17 protein-coding genes are annotated in these 18957 nt (G+C 37.8%); 10 read left to right on the forward strand and 7 right to left on the reverse strand.

What is annotated here, in order from left to right; all coding sequences use genetic code 11:
* Position 1: 1 nt before the first annotated feature.
* Complete coding sequence (gene lon / locus JHD79_RS01620; RefSeq protein ID WP_199117348.1) at positions 2 to 2473, reverse strand: endopeptidase La; 2472 nt, start codon at positions 2471 to 2473, stop codon at positions 2 to 4.
* Between the two features lie 283 nt (positions 2474 to 2756).
* Here lon and JHD79_RS01625 point away from each other — a divergent pair, with 283 nt between their 5' ends.
* Entirely contained in the window at positions 2757 to 3383 is a 627-nt protein-coding gene (locus JHD79_RS01625) for a tetratricopeptide repeat protein (protein ID WP_199117349.1), read from the forward strand.
* Between the two features lie 8 nt (positions 3384 to 3391).
* Here the strand turns inward: JHD79_RS01625 and JHD79_RS01630 are convergent, their stop codons facing one another.
* Positions 3392 to 3919 carry a hypothetical protein gene (locus tag JHD79_RS01630; RefSeq protein ID WP_199117350.1) on the reverse strand — a complete coding sequence of 176 codons (528 nt, stop codon included), beginning with the start codon at positions 3917 to 3919 and terminating at the stop codon, positions 3392 to 3394.
* A 222-nt stretch (positions 3920 to 4141) separates the two neighbouring features.
* On the reverse strand, positions 4142 to 5662 hold the full coding sequence (gene gpmI, locus JHD79_RS01635; RefSeq protein WP_199117351.1) for a 2,3-bisphosphoglycerate-independent phosphoglycerate mutase: 1521 nt from the start codon (positions 5660 to 5662) through the stop codon (positions 4142 to 4144).
* Between the two features lie 130 nt (positions 5663 to 5792).
* On the opposite strand from gpmI, the gene JHD79_RS01640 reads away from it, so the two are divergent.
* The 4 genes from JHD79_RS01640 to JHD79_RS01655 are packed head-to-tail and all read left to right on the forward strand — an operon-like array spanning position 5793 to position 8633.
* A complete protein-coding gene (locus JHD79_RS01640) occupies positions 5793 to 6191 on the forward strand; it encodes a DUF4783 domain-containing protein (RefSeq protein WP_233164520.1) in 399 nt (132 codons plus the stop codon).
* A gap of 49 nt (positions 6192 to 6240) precedes the next feature.
* Entirely contained in the window at positions 6241 to 7083 is an 843-nt protein-coding gene (gene nadC, locus JHD79_RS01645; RefSeq protein WP_199117352.1) for a carboxylating nicotinate-nucleotide diphosphorylase, read from the forward strand.
* A 54-nt stretch (positions 7084 to 7137) separates the two neighbouring features.
* A complete protein-coding gene (gene plsY / locus JHD79_RS01650; RefSeq protein WP_199117353.1) occupies positions 7138 to 7785 on the forward strand; it encodes a glycerol-3-phosphate 1-O-acyltransferase PlsY in 648 nt (215 codons plus the stop codon).
* A gap of 41 nt (positions 7786 to 7826) precedes the next feature.
* Positions 7827 to 8633 carry a M48 family metallopeptidase gene (locus tag JHD79_RS01655; RefSeq protein WP_199117354.1) on the forward strand — a complete coding sequence of 269 codons (807 nt, stop codon included), beginning with the start codon at positions 7827 to 7829 and terminating at the stop codon, positions 8631 to 8633.
* A gap of 79 nt (positions 8634 to 8712) precedes the next feature.
* Here the strand turns inward: JHD79_RS01655 and JHD79_RS01660 are convergent, their stop codons facing one another.
* Positions 8713 to 9966 carry an anthranilate synthase component I family protein gene (locus JHD79_RS01660; protein ID WP_199117355.1) on the reverse strand — a complete coding sequence of 418 codons (1254 nt, stop codon included), beginning with the start codon at positions 9964 to 9966 and terminating at the stop codon, positions 8713 to 8715.
* 442 nt (positions 9967 to 10408) lie between these two features.
* Here JHD79_RS01660 and JHD79_RS01665 point away from each other — a divergent pair, with 442 nt between their 5' ends.
* Entirely contained in the window at positions 10409 to 11287 is an 879-nt protein-coding gene (locus JHD79_RS01665; RefSeq protein WP_199117356.1) for a beta-1,6-N-acetylglucosaminyltransferase, read from the forward strand.
* Positions 11288 to 11321: 34 nt separating this feature from the next.
* Here JHD79_RS01665 and JHD79_RS01670 read toward each other — a convergent pair whose 3' ends face one another.
* The 3 genes from JHD79_RS01670 to JHD79_RS01680 all read right to left on the reverse strand — a co-directional run bounded on the left by JHD79_RS01670 (position 11322) and on the right by JHD79_RS01680 (position 15441).
* Complete coding sequence (locus JHD79_RS01670; protein WP_199117357.1) at positions 11322 to 12599, reverse strand: adenylosuccinate synthase; 1278 nt, start codon at positions 12597 to 12599, stop codon at positions 11322 to 11324.
* A 34-nt stretch (positions 12600 to 12633) separates the two neighbouring features.
* On the reverse strand, positions 12634 to 13125 hold the full coding sequence (locus JHD79_RS01675; RefSeq protein ID WP_199117358.1) for a Fur family transcriptional regulator: 492 nt from the start codon (positions 13123 to 13125) through the stop codon (positions 12634 to 12636).
* 105 nt (positions 13126 to 13230) lie between these two features.
* Positions 13231 to 15441 carry a bifunctional (p)ppGpp synthetase/guanosine-3',5'-bis(diphosphate) 3'-pyrophosphohydrolase gene (locus JHD79_RS01680; RefSeq protein ID WP_199117359.1) on the reverse strand — a complete coding sequence of 737 codons (2211 nt, stop codon included), beginning with the start codon at positions 15439 to 15441 and terminating at the stop codon, positions 13231 to 13233.
* 109 nt (positions 15442 to 15550) lie between these two features.
* Between JHD79_RS01680 and JHD79_RS01685 the strand changes: the two genes are divergently transcribed.
* The 4 genes from JHD79_RS01685 (at position 15551) to JHD79_RS01700 (ending at position 18944) form a co-directional block, all read left to right on the forward strand.
* Positions 15551 to 16168, forward strand: a complete 618-nt coding sequence (locus tag JHD79_RS01685; protein WP_199117360.1) for a DUF4294 domain-containing protein — start codon at positions 15551 to 15553, stop codon at positions 16166 to 16168.
* Between the two features lie 9 nt (positions 16169 to 16177).
* Positions 16178 to 16684, forward strand: a complete 507-nt coding sequence (locus JHD79_RS01690) for a glutathione peroxidase (protein WP_199117361.1) — start codon at positions 16178 to 16180, stop codon at positions 16682 to 16684.
* Positions 16685 to 16763: 79 nt separating this feature from the next.
* A complete protein-coding gene (gene bshB1, locus JHD79_RS01695; protein ID WP_199117362.1) occupies positions 16764 to 17480 on the forward strand; it encodes a bacillithiol biosynthesis deacetylase BshB1 in 717 nt (238 codons plus the stop codon).
* 102 nt (positions 17481 to 17582) lie between these two features.
* Complete coding sequence (locus tag JHD79_RS01700; RefSeq protein ID WP_199117363.1) at positions 17583 to 18944, forward strand: acyl-CoA dehydrogenase family protein; 1362 nt, start codon at positions 17583 to 17585, stop codon at positions 18942 to 18944.
* Positions 18945 to 18957 lie beyond the last annotated feature (13 nt).

An 18957-nucleotide genomic window follows, 5' to 3' on the forward strand; every position in this document is an offset into this window, starting at 1 on the left:
CTTAATCGGCTTTAGGTAGTGTTCTGGCCTTTAAATCAATGGCATCTTTAACTTTGTCATGGGTGAGGGCCAGATCAATCACTTCTTTCATCTCTGTTACGTAATGAAATTTCAAGTCTTTGATGTAATCTTCCTTGATCTCCAAAATGTCTTTACGATTGGATTTACAAAGAATGATTTCCTTAATATTAGCTCGTTTTGCAGCCAAAATTTTCTCTTTAATTCCTCCAACGGGTAATACCTTTCCACGAAGCGTGATTTCGCCTGTCATGGCCAAATTGCGTTTCACCTTACGTTGGGTAAATGCCGAGGTTAATGCGGTAAGCATGGTAATTCCTGCAGATGGTCCATCTTTAGGGGTAGCGCCTGCTGGAACATGGATATGGATATCATAATTGTCAAATATGGTATCATTAATATTGAATAAGTTGGCATGAGCTCTTATGTAGGCCAAGGCGATAACTGCAGATTCCTTCATCACATCACCTAAATTACCAGTTAGGGTCAACTTACCTTTGCCCGGGCTTAAGCTTGCTTCAATAAATAGAATGTCGCCACCTACTTGTGTCCATGCCAGTCCAGTTACCACGCCGGCCACTTCATTACCTTCGTATGCATCTTTGTCATAAATGGGAGCACCTAAAATTCTTTCTATATCATTCACGTCCAATACGGGCTCGTAAGGTTCTTCCATGGCAATTTTTGTAGCTACGCCGCGTACCAGTGAACCGATTTTTTTCTCTAGGCCACGTACACCACTCTCGCGGGTATAATCTTCAATTACCTTTTCGATCAGGTTACTTTTTAGGGAAATGTCTTTGTTTTGAAGGCCATGTACCTCTTTTTGCTTAGGTAGGAGGTATTTTTTGGCAATCTCTATTTTTTCTTCAATGGTATAACCATTTACCTCGATGATTTCCATACGATCTAGCAAAGCAGGCTGTATAGTGCTCAAAGTATTAGCTGTTGCAATAAACAATACATTGGACAAATCGTATTCTGCTTCTACATAATGATCGTTAAAAGCATTATTTTGTTCAGGATCCAGAACTTCTAATAAAGCAGATGAAGGATCTCCTCTAAAATCAGAGCCTACCTTATCTATCTCATCTAAAACAAACACTGGATTTGACGCGCCCGCCTTTTTAATAGATTGTATAATACGGCCTGGCATAGCCCCGATATAAGTCTTACGGTGTCCACGAATTTCGGCTTCATCCCTTACGCCGCCCAAGGCCATTCTCACGTATTTACGGTTTAAGGCCTTTGCAATTGATTTGCCTAAAGAAGTTTTTCCGACCCCCGGAGGGCCAACTAGACATAGGATAGGTGCCTTCATGTCTCTTTTTAGCTTTAATACAGCTAAATATTCGATAATGCGCTGCTTAACCTTTTCCAATCCAAAATGGTCCTTGTCCAAAATTCGCTGTGCCCTTTTAAGATCAAAATTGTCTTTTGTAAAGTCGTTCCATGGGAGGTCCAAGAGCAATTCCAGATAGTTCATTTGTATAGAATAATCTGGAGCCGCTGGATTCATTCTGCCCAGTTTTTCTAGCTCTTTATTGAAGTGTTCATCTACAGACTTGCTCCATTTTTTCTTTCTGCCCCTGGCTTGGAGAGCTTCAAATTCCAGGTCTGTAGAATTGCCGCCCAATTCTTCCTGTATGGTTTTCAGTTGTTGGTTTAGGAAGTAGTCCCTTTGTTGCTTGTCTAAATCAGTTCTAACTTTCGACTGGATCTGGTTTTTCAGTTCAAGCATCTGTAGTTCCAACATCAACAATTCCATGACCTTTTCTGCACGTTTTCGCAAATTGCTCATCTCTAGCATTTTCTGTTTCTCGGCTACATCTGCATTCATATTTGAAGAGATGAAGTTGATAAGGAATGAAGTGCTCTCGATATTTTTAAGCGCTATACCCGCCTCACTTGGAATATTTGGAGATAATTGGATGATCTGGCTAGACATTTCTTTGATGGAGGCCACCAAGGTCTTGAATTCCTTATCATCCTTATATTTTGATTCGGTAAACTTGGCCACAACTACCTTGATAAAAGGTTCAGACTGTACTTCCTGTACCAATTGAAAGCGCTGTTTGCCCTGTATGATCACCGTGGTGTTCCCATCGGGCATTTGCAGCATTTTGATAATATGCGCAACGGTACCAACGCTATTAAGCTGTTCAAATGTAGGATCTTCAATGGACACATCTTTTTGCGAAACCACACCTATAATCCTGTCTCCTTTGTAGGCTTCTTTGATTAATTTTATAGATTTATCCCGACCTACGGTAATGGGAATAACTACACCAGGGAAAAGTACAGTGTTTCTCAGGGGAAGAATGGAAAGTATTTCTGGGGTTTCTTCATTGTTCATGTCATCCTCATCTTGCTGAGACATTAACGGAAAAAACTCGGTGTCTTCGTTTATGATAGGTAATGCGTTACTAAAATCAAACGGATCTTGTTTGCTCATTAAGTTTTATTTAAATATTCTGTGAACGACAATATGACAGCATTGCCGTTTATATAATCTATTATCTGTAGTTGATGATATAATTTCAACTCCTGTGCCAAAAACAACAGTTTTTAATTTAGCTGTTAAAAAGTCAGTGTTAAAAATATTAAATAAGAATATCATATTTGAAATAATTGCACGTTAAATGTTATAATTGTACATTCATGTTTAATACTAGACATGGGAGTTAATATACAGATTGTTTATGCTAGCCTACACTTATAACTAAAAAGAACGCTTAATGAGATACTTAACCAAGTCATTTTTATTGTTAATTACTTTTTCCATTACTGCAAAGACTTATGCCCAAGGTAATTTTGAAAAATTAGGAACCCAGGCATGGATGAAAGGTGACTATAAAACTGCTGTAGTTCAGTTAGAAAAGGCGGATGACAAGGATCCTAATAATTCTAGCGTACTGAAAATGTTAGGCTACTCTTATTTCCAATGTGGAGATTTTGAGAATGCCATCGAAGTATATACCAGGCTAATCACTTTAAAACCTAATGATTATTCTGCCTTTTACTATAGGGGTAAAGCTAGGCTTAATGTTGCCAATACCCCGAAGGAGGCTTTGAATCAAATGCGTGAAAACTTTTATACTTCTGCCATTAAAGATTTTACAAAAGCCTTGGAGATTAATGGGGAAGAGGATATCCAAATTTTACAAAATAGGGGGGTAGCCTATAAGGATTATGGTATTTTCAAGTCTTATAAGATTAAGAAAAACGTAGAAAAGAATGCTTGTGTAGCTGTTTTTAATAGCTCTATTGCTGATTTTCAAAAGATCTTGACCATGCAGCCTTTGAGAAAAGATATTATCTCTTTGATTGAATATGTAAAGGCACAAATCACCAGCTTGAAATAATTTGATGCTTATTTCAGGAATTTTCCGATTACCTGATATTCCTTTGCTTTAAGAAGCCTGATTTTCTGGTAGCTTTTGATCAAGTAGAGACTGTCCGGATAATAGCACAAGGTATCAGTGGAGGAGTAAAGATAATTGTCACTTGATTTATAGATTTTGATGGCCAGAACTTTATTGTTTTCCTGAACAATGATCAGTTTTTTTATGGGTATTTTTTTATCGCTGCTAATGTAAGTAGTGGTGTTTTTGTTGGTGCTTTTGCTAAATAGGCCTCGCCAAGCCGCTTTGTTGATGTCGGCATTCGCAAAACTGCTGAGTTCTGTTTTCCAGTCGGTTATTTTTAATGATTTTTCTTCAGATCCGTTTTTTACCGATACTTTTTTAGCTATGGTAGGTTGTGTCCCATTCAATCGATCTACTTGTTTTGCAAAGTAGGCCTCCATATCAAAATAAGTTTTAATGCTTGTTTTTTCTTCCATTTTATGGCAGGAAACCAAGTAAAAGAACAGCATGAGCATGAGTAATTTTTTTATCATTACAGATTTGTGTTTAAAGGTGATGGAGTTTGCATGGTTTAATTCATGTCTTTTTTTGAATGGGAAACTCATGCCACTTTCATTAGGATTTGATTGTCATTATCAGTAAGAATGGATATGATTTGTTATGGAAATGAAGCTAGGATATAACCAGTTCCTGTTTTAAAATAGGTGGAGATTTATCCCGGCTTCATTTAAAAATAAGTAGAAATAGATTAAATATTATACCAGGCAGTTACCTGTCATAATTTCAGGTGCCGGTATACCCATAATTTTCAAAACGGTTGGTCCAATATCGCCTAATTTTCCATCTGCTATAGAAGTGTAGTCATTATCAATTAGAATGCAAGGGACCAAATTGGTAGTATGTGCTGTATTTACAGAGCCATCATCATTCAACATATACTCAGAATTGCCATGGTCTGCCAAGATGATAAATGAATATCCATTTGCTAATCCGGTTTCAACGACTATTTGTGTACAGGCATCGGCAGTCTCTACTGCTTTTACAACGGCTTCGAAAACACCGGTATGGCCTACCATATCTGGATTGGCAAAATTGAGACAAACGAAATCTGGCCATCCCGAGGCAAGTTCTTTGGTAATGGCTTCGGTAATACCTGCGGCACTCATTTCAGGCTGTAGATCGTAAGTAGCCACTTTAGGAGATGGAATAAGTATTCTTTTCTCATTTTCAAATTCTTTTTCCCTACCTCCAGAAAAGAAGAAAGTAACGTGTGGATATTTTTCTGTTTCTGCAATGCGGATCTGGTTTTTATGATGGGCCGCCAATACTTCGCCCAAGGTATTGGTCAAATCATCTTTGATAAATATAACATTCACCTGTTCAAAGCTTTCATCATAGGTCGTCATGGTGACGTAATAAAGCGATAATTTTTTAAGTGAATACTCGGGGAAATCTTTTTGGCACAGTGCTGTGGTAATTTCTCTGCCTCTATCTGTTCTATAATTAAAACAAATGACAACATCCCCATCCTTAATGGTGGCTGTAGGATTTCCATAGCCATCGGTAATGACTATAGGTTTGGTAAACTCGTCGGTAATCCCTTCTGCGTAAGAATGCTGTATGGCTGTTTCGGCATCGGTAAATTTTGCTCCAATACCATTCACCATTACATCATAGGCTAGTTTTACCCTTTCCCATCGGTTATCCCTATCCATGGCATAATATCTGCCAACTACACTTGCAATTTTACCGCAAGATGAGCTTAAATGTTTATCTAAATCCGTAACGAAACCCAATCCAGAATTGGGATCGGTGTCCCTTCCATCTAAAAAAGCGTGTATGAATACATCTTTCAGTCCATTTTCATTAGCCGCATCACATAAGGCTTTTAAATGGTTAATATGTGCATGCACCCCACCATTAGATACAAGACCGATAAAATGTACAGCCTTATGGTTGGCTTTTGCGTAATCGAAGGCATCGACCAATGTTTTATTGTGGTGTAAAGTTCTATCTTCTATCGCTTTATTGATCCTGCCGAGTTCTTGATAAACTACCCTTCCTGCGCCTAAGTTCATATGGCCTACCTCAGAATTTCCCATTTGCCCCGCAGGTAAGCCTACAGCTTCTCCAGATGCTTCAAGTTTTGAATTAGGGTATTTTTGTAACATTGAGTCGAAAAAAGGGGTATTGGCTGCATATGCCGCATCAGATTTGTCCTTTTTTCCGTAGCCCCAACCATCCAGAATTAATAGCACCAGTTTTTTAGCTTTCATTATTATATTAGTTTTTTGTTTCTACTTTAATATTACAAATATAAGTTGAATCGTAGCTTAAATGAAAGATTTTGGCTTAATTTGAATATTAATGGCATAGTTTTGGCGGCAGGTTAATTTTATTTACGAGATGATGTTGAAATCTATACTTTCGCTCCTGGTTATATTTTTACATTTTCCACAGCATGAGACCATCCAGGCCGATATAGCAGATGATCTATCGAATAATTTTAGGATGGGGAATTCCAAGGAGATTGCGAAAAATTTTTCCGCTTCTGTAGAATTAATTATCATTGATCAGGAAGATGTATACAATAGAGCACAGGCAGAACAAATTCTTAAAGATTTTTTTCTAAAAAATCCACCGAATAAATCAAACATTATTCATAAGTTAAATAATAGCCCTAACTATAGGCTTACTATTTTGTCATTGGTTACAAAAAATGGTAAATTCAGAATTACCATTACCATGAAAAAAGTTTCTAATTTGTTTTTAATCAATGAGTTAAGGATAGAGCCAGAGAGATAATTCTATATTGATGAGCATTTTGTTATTTTTGTGACAAAATCATATCATTTTGGATAAGAAATTAGTTGATCTTTTTATAAAAAATGCAATTGCCGAAGATGTAGGAGATGGAGATCATACTTCTTTATCTACCATACCATATGGTACACAGGGAAAGGCAAAGCTCTTGGTAAAAGAAGCAGGTATATTGGCGGGTGTAGAATTAGCCCTGGAGATATTTCACCAGATAGATGCTGCTCTAGCCATAAATGTCTTATTGACCGACGGTCAGGAAATTAAACCGGGAGATATTGCCTTTACGGTAAGTGGTAGCACTCATTCTATTTTAGTTGCCGAAAGATTAGTACTGAACTGTATGCAACGTATGAGTGGTATTGCCACCAAAACGCACCGTATAGTAAAACTTTTAGAAGGGTACAAAACCAAGGTACTTGATACGAGAAAAACAACGCCCGGATTAAGGTATTTGGAAAAATGGGCTGTTAAAATTGGTGGGGGTGTTAATCATCGCATTGGTTTATACGATATGATATTGATCAAGGATAATCATGTTGATTATGCGGGCGGTATCAGCAATGCAATTCATGCTGCAAATGCTTATTTGAAAAGCACTGGTAAGCAATTGCAAATTGAAATTGAAGTAAGAAGCCTTAATGAACTGAAAGAAGTTTTGGCGATGGGAAACATAGATCGGATCATGTTGGACAATTTCGAACTGTCAACATTAAAGGAAGCGATAGAACTGATAGATGGCAGGTTTTTAACCGAAGCTTCTGGAGGAATTGTAGAGGCTAACGTTCGTGATTATGCAGCGTGTGGAGTAGACTATATATCTATGGGGGAGTTAACCCATTCGGTAAAAAGCCTAGACCTTAGTTTAAAGGCTTATTAGCACGTGATAATTTCTGACCATTCAAAACCGATTTTTTTATTATCATTGTAGGAAATGATTTCAATCTATTCTATTTCTGCGCTTATTGCTGCATACCTTCTTGGATCGATACCCACTGCTGTATGGCTTGGGCAGGCTTTCTATGGCATCGATGTAAGAGAGTATGGAAGTGGTAATGCAGGTGCAACCAATACTTTTAGGGTGTTGGGCAAAAAGCCAGGTATTGCAGTAATGGTTATTGATATCTTAAAAGGATATACAGCAACAAAACTGGCCTATTTAATAGGCCTTTCTGTAACTGGGCCAAAATACTCTGCACAGTTTGTAAACTATGAACTGGCCTTGGGGGTAATTGCGGTAATGGGACATTTATTTCCAATTTTTGCCGGATTTAGAGGAGGAAAGGGCGTGGCAACCTTGTTTGGCATGGTGTTGGCCGTTAATCCTGCTGCGGCATTACTTTGTGTAAGTGTATTTATTATAGTATTGCTTGTATCTAAATACGTTTCACTGAGCTCTATTTGTGCCGGTTTTACTTTTCCTTTGGGCATAGTTTTTGTTTTTCAATCTTCCGTAAAATCTGAAGTATTGTATGGCATTTGTGTTTGCGTACTGATATTGGTTACCCATCAGAAAAATATTGAAAGACTTTTGAAAGGAAAAGAATCTAAGGTATATCTATTTAAGAAAAAAACTTCTTAGCAGATGCAATTGTTTAATCATCGAGTATTAAAATTAAGATCATGAGAAAATTAATGATTTTTGGAGTGTCGACTGTCTTATTAGCGATTTCTTCTTGTTCAACTGTTCCCCTTACCGGACGAAGCAGGTTAAGTTTGGTAGATGAAAGTCAACTTCAGCAACAAGCGGCTATTGGTTATTCGCAGCTGTTGAGCGATCCTCAAACAAAAGTAGTTTCCTCAAGTAATGCTAATGCCGCAATGGTGAAACGCGTTGGACAAAAGATAGCTGCGGCAGTTACTCAATACATGAACCAGAATGGCTATGGAGATCAGATCAAAGATTACAAATGGGAATATAATTTGATTGATAGCAAAGAAATTAATGCTTGGTGTATGCCAGGTGGAAAAATTGCGGTTTATACAGGTATTTTGCCCGTAACTAAGGACGAAGCAGGGTTGGCAACTGTAATGGGACATGAGGTCGCTCATGCTATTGCACAACACTCTGCGGAAAGAGCATCGCAAATGACGGTTGCACAAGGTTTAGGTGCTGCGGTAGGCGTAGCGAGTAGTAACTCTAAATATGCGCAATATATTAATGCCGCTTATGGTATAGGTGGGCAGTTAACTATTTTAAGTTACGGAAGAAACCAAGAGCTAGAAGCTGATAAAATGGGTCTTTCTTTTATGGCAATGGCCGGATATAATCCTAGCAGTGCCGTAGGTTTTTGGCAAAGAATGGCACAAGCGAGTGCAGGTTCTCAAAAACCTCCAGCTTTTTTAAGTACGCACCCTACCGATCAAGCCCGTATTGCACAGATACAAAAAGATTTGCCAGAGGCAATGAAATACTATAAAGGGAAATAGAAAATGGTGTAAGGTTTAAAGTATAGATAATTTATATTTCAGGCTTTTTAAAACCTTTTTTGTTTAGAAAAATTAATCCTTAACCCGTAGAAAGTACGCCCATAATGGCTGATGCTTTCAATAAACATTCTTCATATTCTTGTTCAGGATCTGATTGGTAAGTAATGGCGCCGCCAACCTGGAAAGAAAGATATTTTGTGCTGCTATTGTAAAGTATGCTGCGAATAATGACATTAAAATCGAAGTCGCCATTAGGACTGATGTAGCCAAATGAACCTGAATAAACCCCTCTTTTGCTGTTTTCATAGGTGTCTATAAGCTGCATGGCTCTTAGTTTAGGCGCTCCTGTCATTGAGCCCATAGGAAAAGTATTTTTTATGGCATCCACAAAATGTATTTTGGGGTCTAATTCACAACTTATGGTCGATATCATTTGATAAACCTGGGGGAAGCTATAAATGCCGAAAAGTTCATCTACCTTTACCGTTCCTTTTTTGGCGCTTTTTGTCAAATCGTTCCTTACCAGATCAACAATCATCACATTTTCTGCCTGCTCTTTTTTGTTGGCCTTAAAATCCTGTTTGATGCTTAAATCCTGTTTTGTATCCGTGCTTCTTTTGGCAGTTCCTTTTATGGGCTGAGAGATAAGCTTATTGCCTCTTTTACAAAGAAACCGCTCCGGAGTAGCAGATAATATATATTTATCCTTTATCTTAAAAAAGCCCGAGAATGGTGTAGGAGATATTTTCGATAATTCACTATAAACAACAACGGGGTTGATTTGAGCGTGTTGGGCAAAAAATTCTTGACAAAAATTTACTTCATAAATATCACCACGTTTAATATGTTGTTGTATTTTTTTTACCTGTTCCAGATAATTGTCCTTACTAAACCTACTTTCAATGGAGATCTTTTCAGAGCGTGATTCGATGAAAGAAAACTGTTCAATAGCCGAAATCATTGTTGGACTTCCTTTTAAGACTTCAATTTTTCCCTCTTTAATTCCAATTATATGCTGAGGAATAAAGAAATACAGGTCTGGAAAGTCAAGTTGATCGGTCTGTGTAGTAGAAAGGTCTTCCACTTCGTTTTTTAACTCGTAGCTTAAAAAGCCGAATAACCAATCTTTATATTGCTCATAAAAAGATTTTAGTGTGCTAAAGGCTTTCCCGGTTTGTGCATGAAGTTCATTTTCGTTTCCAAATGCAATAATACATTCATACTGTCCATATCGGTCTGTATACTGATGGGAATTAAGAAAACAGCAGGTTTCAAAAGTTGCTGCGAAATGTAAGGCTTTCTGCTTGAAAATATGGTCTTTTGAATGGATCATTTTACTAGCGTAAAGGTAAAAAATGTAGGTAGTTCAAAGGCCTTAAATAAAATATTTTTTATGTTCATTGATAAATTATTTAGTAAATGAATATGGCTATAGTTCGGGTTTCATGTAAATCTAAGTTGGTTTGGACTTGCTTATTTATTCACCAATGCATATAAAAGTTAGTTAAGGATCCTCATATTGATTCTACATATAGAATTATGAAAGGTACAGAAAAGTTGATCGAGAAAACCAAGCTGTTATTTTTTTAGGAGCAAGCCTAGTTAAGAACTAACAAGCAACTAATTTTTAACCTTGTATAAAAGTCCAAAGGAGCTAAAGCCTGTTGAAATACTTGATACCGAGCTCAAACCTTTATCAAAAAAATGTGTTAGCTTATTTGATGATGAGTATAATGCTTGTCGATAATTAATTTGATCTTTTAACAATACTTGGTATGCGTGTAGCTCATATTATTTTGGTAAATGAAAATGCTGCGCAGATAGAAAGAATGATTAGGAAACTAGCCCATCCTGAATTTGATTTTTATATTCACCTTGACAGAAAGTTGGATGAGGAAGAGTTTATACACTTGGCCTGCTTGCCTAATACCTTTTTTATAGAGAATAGGATAGAGGTAATTAAGGGAGGTTATAGTCTGCTAAGGACAATATTGACAGCGACTTCATATGTGCTAAACGTTGGAAAGGACTACCATTATATTAATTTATTAAGAGGGCAAGATTATCCGATAAAAAGTGCAGCGTATATTTATGATTTTTTAAATGCTCATCAACGTTATTCTTTTGTATCCTATGACGAAGACCGCAGAACAAGTTGGTGGAAAGACTTTCCTCCTCTATATGAGTCCTATCATCTTACCGAGTTTAATTTTTGGGGTAAAAGTAAAATTCAGATGGTACTGAATGCAGTTCTGCCAAAAAGAAAATTTCCAATGAAGGTTAAATTATACGGTGGGAATAAAGGTGCATGGTGGACCTTGAGAAGTGATGTGGCAAAATATCTAGTGCATAAGGTGGAAAATAATTTGAAGCTTCAAAAATTCCTAAAATGGTGCAGGAGTGCTGATGAATTTGTAGTGCCTACATTGTTAATGAATTCCTCTTTTAAATCTTCAATAGTAAATAATAATTTTCGATATATCGATTGGACTAAAGGAAGGTCAGATCTTGAAAATTTATTGTTGACAGATTTAGATGAATTCAGACAGGCGGAAATATGGTTTGCCGGAAAATTCGATAGCAGGGTAGACGAAGTAATACTAACGGCCATTGACCATATGAATATTCATGAAAAAAGGCTTTCTGTATTATAGAAAGCCTTTTTAGTTTTAATATAGAATGGGAACGTTACCTTAAGGTTAAGGTTTGTGTTCTATCTGGGCCTACAGATAAAAATTTAATAGGCACTTCTAATTCTTTTTCTAAGAAAGTAATATAGTTCTTTAATGCTAAAGGGACCTGTTCAATCGAAGTGATTTGGGTAAGGTCTGTCTTCCATCCTTCAATCGCCTTAAGAACTGGTTTCGGCTGAACAGAAATAATGTCATAAGGCATGTAATCAATGGTTTCGCCATTATGTTCATAATGTGTACAAGCATAAATGGTCTCAAAACCATCCAATACGTCTGCTTTCATCATGATCAGTTCAGTAACACCATTCAGCATAATAGCGTATTTTAAAGCCGGTATATCTATCCATCCACAACGACGGGCCCTTCCGGTAGTGGCGCCAAATTCATGGCCAACTTTACGTAGGGTTTCACCTGTCTCGTCAAAAAGTTCGGTAGGGAAAGGGCCACCGCCAACACGGGTGCAGTATGCTTTAAAAATACCATATACGTCGCCAACCTTATTAGGGGCAATACCTAAACCTGTACAGGCGCCTGCGGTAGTGGTATTAGAAGAAGTTACAAATGGGTAAGAACCAAAATCAACATCTAATAAAGCACCTTGTGCTCCTTCTGCCAATACTTTTTTACCTTCTTTAAGGTAACCGTTTACAAAATGCTCACTGTCTACATGAGGTATAGATTTGATGAACTCAATGGCTTCGAAAAATGCGGCTTCTTTTTCTGCAAGATCATACTCAAATTCGTAATGAGACAAGATGTCTTTATGTTTTTCTACCAATTTATTGTATCTCGCTTTAAAGTCTGGTAGGGTAGTATCGCCAACACGTAGGCCATTTCTGCCAGTTTTATCCATGTAGGTAGGTCCGATACCTTTTAGGGTAGAGCCAATTTTACCGGCTCCCATTTTCTGCTCATTAGCAGCATCCAGTAACTGGTGGGTAGGTAAAATTAAATGCGCTTTACGGGCAAGGACCAGTTTTCCTTTTCCAACAGGATCGTGTCCTGCATTCCTTAAATTATCTAATTCCCTTTTTAAAATAATGGGATCGATGACCACGCCATTTCCGATAAGGTTCATGGTTTTCTCGTTGAAAATGCCCGAAGGGATGGTGTTCAGTACGAATTTTTTGCCATCGAACTCTAAAGTATGTCCAGCGTTAGGGCCGCCTTGAAAGCGAGCTATTAAATCATATTGTGGACTAAGTACGTCAACAATTTTTCCCTTGCCTTCATCGCCCCATTGCAGGCCTAGTAGTACATCTACTTGCGTCATTATTTTAAGTTAAAGATAGATTTGGTTATGTAAATTAATTAGTTGCTTTTTTATTTGCGGATGCGGTCTTGATGGCTGCAGCTGCACTGCAATCAAAGCATATCCCGTAGAGATTTAAAGAATGGTGTTTGATGTCGAATTTGAGCAAGTCGCCTACCATACTTTGGATTTGGTGGATGCGTGGATCACAGAATTCCACTACTTTGCCACAATCTATACAAATGACGTGATCATGTTGATGATAGCCATAAGATTTTTCAAATTGAGCCATGTTTTTGCCAAACTGGTGTTTGGTGACCAGATCGCAAGATACCAATAGCTCTAAAGTGTTGTACACAGTAGCCCTACTTACACGATATTTTTGGTTTTTCATGTGTATGTAAAGAGTCTCTACATCAAAGTGATCATCTCTAGAGTAGATTTCTTCTAAAATAGCAAAACGCTCGGGGGTTTTTCTTAAGTTTTTATTTTCGAGATAGGCTTCAAATATCTTTCTAACCAACTCGCTTGTGTTCTGTTCAGACATAGTTTTAAACTCCACTCAAAGGTAGTTAAATTGTTTGATTGTTTGATGGTGCTAAGGTCGAATTCTTGTAAAGTTTCTATCCACATTAAGATAGTTTGTAAACATTTAGGTATCGAATCTGGTCACCCCGGTTACTCCTTTTACTTCCAACAGATTTTTGATCAGATGGTCTAAATGTTCTCTGTCATTCACAAAAATTTTAATCGATCCATCAAATATGCCATCATTGGTATCTACGGTAATGGAACGCATGTTCACCTTAAAATCGTTTGATATGACCTTGGTGATATTATTGATAAGTCCAACATCATCTATGCCTACAATGTGTAGCCCCGTTAAGAAGGTAAGTTCCTGTTGCCTGTTCCATTTGGCTTTAACCACACGGTAACCATAGTTGGCCATTAGCTGTGCAGCATTTGGACAATTGGTTCGGTGTATTTTTATGCCTTCGTTCACTGTAACAAAGCCAAATACATCATCTCCTGGAATAGGATTACAGCAGGCTGCCAAGGTATAATCTATCTTTTGTAAATCTTCACCAATTAACAATACATCAGACTCTGGGCCTTTTACCTTGTTGAGCAAGGCATCTATGCGTTCGTTATCTGCAGTTCTTTCGTTGCCTCTGTTTTCGATTTCCTTTTCGCTGGCAAGATACTCCTTCAGGTCTTTAAGCTCTATTTTACCCTTTGCAACGTTGATAAACAGGTCTTGGGTAGATTGGAGCTTGAAGAAATAAGTGAGCTTATTTAGGTTGTCGGTGTTATAAGTGATCTTAAGAGATTTTAGTTTGCGTTCCAGCAATTCTTTTCCATCTTCTGCAATTCTTCTTTTTTCTTCTTTTAAAGAAGATTTGATTTTAGATTTTGCCTTGGCAGTGACCACAATGCTTAACCAATCTTCCTTGGGTGTTTGCTTGCTAGAGGTAATAATTTCTACCTGATCGCCATTTTGGAGCTTATAGGAAAGGGGAACAAGTTTGTGATTTACTTTTGCCCCAATACATTTTGCGCCGACATCTGTATGTATCTCGAAGGCAAAATCTAAGGCCGTAGCACCTAATGGAAGTTGTAAAAGTGCTCCTTTTGGAGTGAAAATAAATATTTCATCAGAAAATAGGTTCATTTTAAAGTCATCCAAGAAATCTAGGGCATTGGATTCGGGATTGCTGAGCATTTCACGTACCTTTTGTATCCATTGATCTAGGCCATTATCATTGCTGGATTCTTTATATTTCCAATGTGCGGCAAAACCTTTTTCCGCAATTTCATTCATGCGTTGGGTACGTATTTGCACTTCTACCCATTGGCCTTTGGGCCCCATTACGGTAGTGTGTAACGATTCATAACCATTTCCTTTAGGGGAAGATACCCAGTCGCGCAAACGATCAGGGTTGGGGCGGTATAAATCGGTTACAATAGAATAAGCCTTCCAACAATCAGCCTTTTCACTTTCTGGTGAGCTATCTAAAATAATCCTAATGGCAAAAAGATCGTATACTTCCTCAAAAGGGATGTTCTTTTTCTTCATCTTATTCCAGATGGAATGTATGGATTTTGGACGTCCGTAAACATTGGCAATTAATCCTTGTTCGGCCAGAATTTCATTGATAGGTTCTACAAAGGCCTTTATAAAGGCATTTCGTTCGGCTTTTTTCTCATTTAACTGTGTAGCAATAAATTTATAGGTATCTGGCTCTAGGTACTTCATTGACAAGTCTTCGAGTTCCGATTTTATAGCATATAAACCTAAACGATGTGCCAACGGTGCATATAGGTAAATGGTTTCCGAGGCAATTTTAAGTTGCTTCTGTCTCGGCATAAAGTCCATGGTACGCATGTTGTGCAACCTATCGGCAAGTTTGATAAGAATTACCCTTACATCGTCTGCAAGGGTGAGCAGCATCTTTCTGAAGTTTTCAGCCTGTAGAGAGCTATTATAATCAAAAACACCAGATATTTTGGTAAGTCCGTCTATAATTTTAGCGGTCTTCTTGCCAAATTCACGTTCAATATCTTCTAAAGTAATATCCGTATCTTCCACTACATCGTGAAGCAGGGCACATACAATAGAGGTGGTACCCAATCCAATTTCTTCTGCTGCAATTTGGGCAACGGCAATGGGGTGATAAATATAAGGCTCGCCCGATTTGCGACGCATATCTTTATGACTTTCCAAAGCCATATCGAAAGCCTTACGTATTTCTTTTTTATCTCCTTTTTGTAGCGTTGATTTACAGGCACGTAGCAATGCCCTGTACCTTTTTAAGATTTCTTTTTTTTCAGCTTCAATATCTATTACCAAAGTGTTCTTCATTTGTGTTTTCTAGGTAAAATTATAGTAAGTTATACTATAAAGTGCTATATTAGATTGTAGTTAAAACGAATATATAAAAATAGCTTTAACTTTGTATAGGCATAAATTTATGAAATATTATCGTTTTTTTGCGCTGTTTATTGTCATGTTTGGTGCTTTTCAGGCCAAATCGCAAGATAGTACCGCCGCGGCTATCTATCCTAAGTTAGGCAAAAATGATACCATTCGTGTAGCAGCTACCAATGATAACGGTTATATGATTCCATGGATTGGCTTGAGGGAAGTGATCATCTACGGGCAGCGGATATGGAAATCACCACAAGATCAGGCAGCTTATAATAGGCTGAGGTATAATGTGCTTAAGGTAATGCCCTACGCTCTGTTTGCCAAACGTAGGTATGAGAAGCTGGAAAGAGATTTGGCAACAGTAGCGGATAAAAAAGAACAAAAAAGACTGGTGAAAGAGTGTGATGCAGAGATCAAGAAAATGTTTAATACCGAGATCAAGGAATTGACAATTACCCAGGGACAAATATTAACTAAACTAATTGATAGGGAAGTGGGAAGAACCACATATGATGTAGTTAAGCAAACAAAAGGGAAGTTCGCAGCGTTTTCTTACCAACTGGTGGCAAGGGTTGTGGGACATAATCTAAAAAGTACCTACGATGCCAAAGAGGATAGGGATATCGAATCTATTATCGTCAATTCCGGTTACTATCAGTAGATTTGAAACATGAATTTAGACACAACAGTGTATCCGTTTAAAGCTAAATTGATTAACGGAACAGAAAAAAACTTGGCCGATTATAAAGGCAAAGTATTGTTGATTGTAAATACAGCCTCAGGTTGTGGTTTTACACCTCAGTTAAAAGAACTTCAAGAAATAAGAGCAGAATTTTCGGCTAAAGGTTTTGAGGTTCTTGGCTTTCCCTCTAATGATTTCGGAAAGCAGGAGCCTTTGAATGGTAAGGAAATTAACGAGTTTTGCGAGGTTAATTATGGGGTCAAATTTCCTATTTTTGATAAGATCATGATCAGGGGAAAGGAAGCCCATCCATTGTTTAAATTTTTGGCCGATAAAAAGTTGAATGGTCATCTGAGTTCTACACCACGTTGGAACTTCCATAAATACCTGATCAATAGGAACGGAGAGGTTGTAGAATATTTTTATCCCTTTACCAAACCGACCTCATCAAAAGTAAAGAAGAAGATACAACGTCTTTTAAACGAGACCATTTAATAGCCATTTCAATTTTATCATCGTTGCCATACTGAATTTATTTCAATATTGGATTTAAACAACATAATTACATATTATAATGAAATTAGATTTATTGGTTTTAGCTGTTCATCCTGATGATGCAGAATTGGGATGCTCGGGTACCATTATCAAACATATTGCTCAAGGTAAAAAAGTAGGGATTGTAGATTTTACCAGGGGCGAACTGGGAACAAGGGGGACTACTGAGACCCGAGCGGAAGAATCAAGAAATGCCTCAAAAATTATGGGCATCCATACAAGAGAAAATATTGGAATAAGAGATGGTTTCTTTAAAAATGATGAAGCTCATCAGTTGGAAGTAGTGAAAATGATTCGCAAATATCAACCAGAAATTGTGTTAACCAATGCGCTATATGATCGTCATCCCGATCATGGCAGGGCTTCCGAACTGGCAAATGATGCCATTTTCCTTTCAGGATTGAGGAAAGTGGAAACGCTTTCAGAGGGCGTTTCTCAGCAACCTTGGAGACCTCGCTTGGTGCTGCAGTATATTCAAGACACCTATATTAAACCAGACATCATTGTGGATATATCTGAGCAAATGGATCAGAAAATAGAAGCGATTAGGGCATTTAAAACCCAGTTTGATAGCCCTGATGAAAATGAACCCCAAACTTATATCTCTACACCGGCCTTCCTGCAATCGGTTATTGCAAGGGCAAGAGAAATGGGTAAAAATATTGGCGCAACATATGGCGAAGGTTTCACTTCTAGAAAATTATTAGGCGTAGAGAGTTTATTTGATTTGAGATAGAAAAACCTATTGCCAACAATTTTGACCATTTATTGTTGTTTTAAGTATTCAGGAACAAAAGCTATTTATCTGTTCTTGAATTTTAACTTTTTACTTAAATCTATGGCCAGTATATTTTCGTCTTTAAAAAATGCATACCAACTTTTTAAGAATGTAGATTTCGAGAAACTAGATCAGCTCTCTAAAAAAATTGATCTTCCCAAAATGGTAGAAACCATTTCGAACTTAGATGATAAGCAGCTTCAGGGGATGATGAAAATGATGGGTGGAGCTGGAAGAAAAAAAGAAATCCCCGCTATAGAAGGAGATTTTTATCAATTGGGAGAGGAAGCGCTTAATGATGAAGATAGGGCATTGCAGCTCAAGGTTAGGGCTTTCTTGGAAAAGGAAGTAAAGCCGATCGTAAACGAGTATTGGCTTAAGGCTGAATTTCCTCATGAACTTATTCCTAAAATTGCCGAATTGAATATCTGTGGCTTAACCTATAGTGGTTATGGCTGTGCTGGAAAATCTAATTTAATGGAAGGTATCCTTGCCATGGAAATGGCTAGGATAGATACTTCTATATCCACTTTTTTTGGGGTACAAAGTGGATTGGCCATGGGTTCTATTTATCTGTTGGGTTCGGAGGAACAAAAACAAACATGGTTGCCAGCCATGCAGCAGCTTAAAATAATAGGAGCATTTGGATTAACAGAGCCGGAAGTAGGCTCTGGTGTGGCAGGAGGTTTAAATACAACGGTAAAGAAACAGGGGAACAAATGGATAATTAATGGACAAAAAAAGTGGATAGGGAATGCTCCATTTGCAGATGTTACCATCATCTGGGCCAGAGATGTAGATGATAATCAAGTGAAAGGTTTTCTGGTAAGGAAAGGAACTCCAGGGTTTTCAGTAGAAAAAATGCATGATAAAATGGCCCTTCGTATTGTGCAAAATGGTTTAATTACGTTAACAGACTGTGAAGTAGAGGAGGTGGACAGATTGGAGCATGCCAATTCATTCAAAGATACCGCAAAAGTGTTGCAGATGACAAGGGCTGGTGTAGCCTGGCAGGCAGTAGGCTGTGCCAGGGGAGCCTATGAGGCTGCTTTAGCCTATACGCAAAAACGTAAGCAATTTGGTCGGCCTATCGCTTCCTTTCAGTTGATACAGAATCATTTGGTGGAAATGTTATCTAACCTAACCGCCATGCAAACCTTATGTTTTCGTTTATCACAGCTGCAGGATCAGGGTTTGCTTACAGATGAACACGCTTCATTGGCTAAAGTATTTTGTTCTATGCGCACTAGGGATGTAGTAAGTAGGGCAAGGGAAGTAATGGGGGGAAATGGTATTTTGTTAGAATATGATGTGGCACGTTTTGTGGCCGATGCGGAAGCCATTTATTCTTATGAAGGCACAAAGGAAATTAACACCCTTATTGTAGGAAGGGCCATTACAGGTTATTCCGCCTTTGTTTAGTACGAAGTGCATA

Source organism: Pedobacter sp. ASV28 (genome assembly GCF_016428855.1).
Taxonomy (GTDB): Bacteria; Bacteroidota; Bacteroidia; order Sphingobacteriales; family Sphingobacteriaceae; genus Pedobacter.

Excerpts from the sequence above, each read along its gene's own strand:
- JHD79_RS01655 (WP_199117354.1), top strand. The coding sequence starts at position 7,827 with ATGAGAAAATTAATGATTTTTGGAGTGTCGACTGTCTTATTAGCGATT.
- gpmI (WP_199117351.1), bottom strand. The coding sequence starts at position 5,662 with ATGAAAGCTAAAAAACTGGTGCTATTAATTCTGGATGGTTGGGGCTAC.
- JHD79_RS01670 (WP_199117357.1), bottom strand. The coding sequence starts at position 12,599 with ATGACGCAAGTAGATGTACTACTAGGCCTGCAATGGGGCGATGAAGGC.
- plsY (WP_199117353.1), top strand. The coding sequence starts at position 7,138 with ATGATTTCAATCTATTCTATTTCTGCGCTTATTGCTGCATACCTTCTT.
- JHD79_RS01640 (WP_233164520.1), top strand. The coding sequence starts at position 5,793 with ATGATGTTGAAATCTATACTTTCGCTCCTGGTTATATTTTTACATTTT.
- JHD79_RS01665 (WP_199117356.1), top strand. The coding sequence starts at position 10,409 with ATGCGTGTAGCTCATATTATTTTGGTAAATGAAAATGCTGCGCAGATA.
- JHD79_RS01630 (WP_199117350.1), bottom strand. The coding sequence starts at position 3,919 with ATGATAAAAAAATTACTCATGCTCATGCTGTTCTTTTACTTGGTTTCC.
- JHD79_RS01675 (WP_199117358.1), bottom strand. The coding sequence starts at position 13,125 with ATGTCTGAACAGAACACAAGCGAGTTGGTTAGAAAGATATTTGAAGCC.
- JHD79_RS01690 (WP_199117361.1), top strand. The coding sequence starts at position 16,178 with ATGAATTTAGACACAACAGTGTATCCGTTTAAAGCTAAATTGATTAAC.
- bshB1 (WP_199117362.1), top strand. The coding sequence starts at position 16,764 with ATGAAATTAGATTTATTGGTTTTAGCTGTTCATCCTGATGATGCAGAA.
- JHD79_RS01685 (WP_199117360.1), top strand. The coding sequence starts at position 15,551 with ATGAAATATTATCGTTTTTTTGCGCTGTTTATTGTCATGTTTGGTGCT.
- lon (WP_199117348.1), bottom strand. The coding sequence starts at position 2,473 with ATGAGCAAACAAGATCCGTTTGATTTTAGTAACGCATTACCTATCATA.
- JHD79_RS01625 (WP_199117349.1), top strand. The coding sequence starts at position 2,757 with ATGAGATACTTAACCAAGTCATTTTTATTGTTAATTACTTTTTCCATT.
- JHD79_RS01680 (WP_199117359.1), bottom strand. The coding sequence starts at position 15,441 with ATGAAGAACACTTTGGTAATAGATATTGAAGCTGAAAAAAAAGAAATC.
- JHD79_RS01700 (WP_199117363.1), top strand. The coding sequence starts at position 17,583 with ATGGCCAGTATATTTTCGTCTTTAAAAAATGCATACCAACTTTTTAAG.
- JHD79_RS01660 (WP_199117355.1), bottom strand. The coding sequence starts at position 9,966 with ATGATCCATTCAAAAGACCATATTTTCAAGCAGAAAGCCTTACATTTC.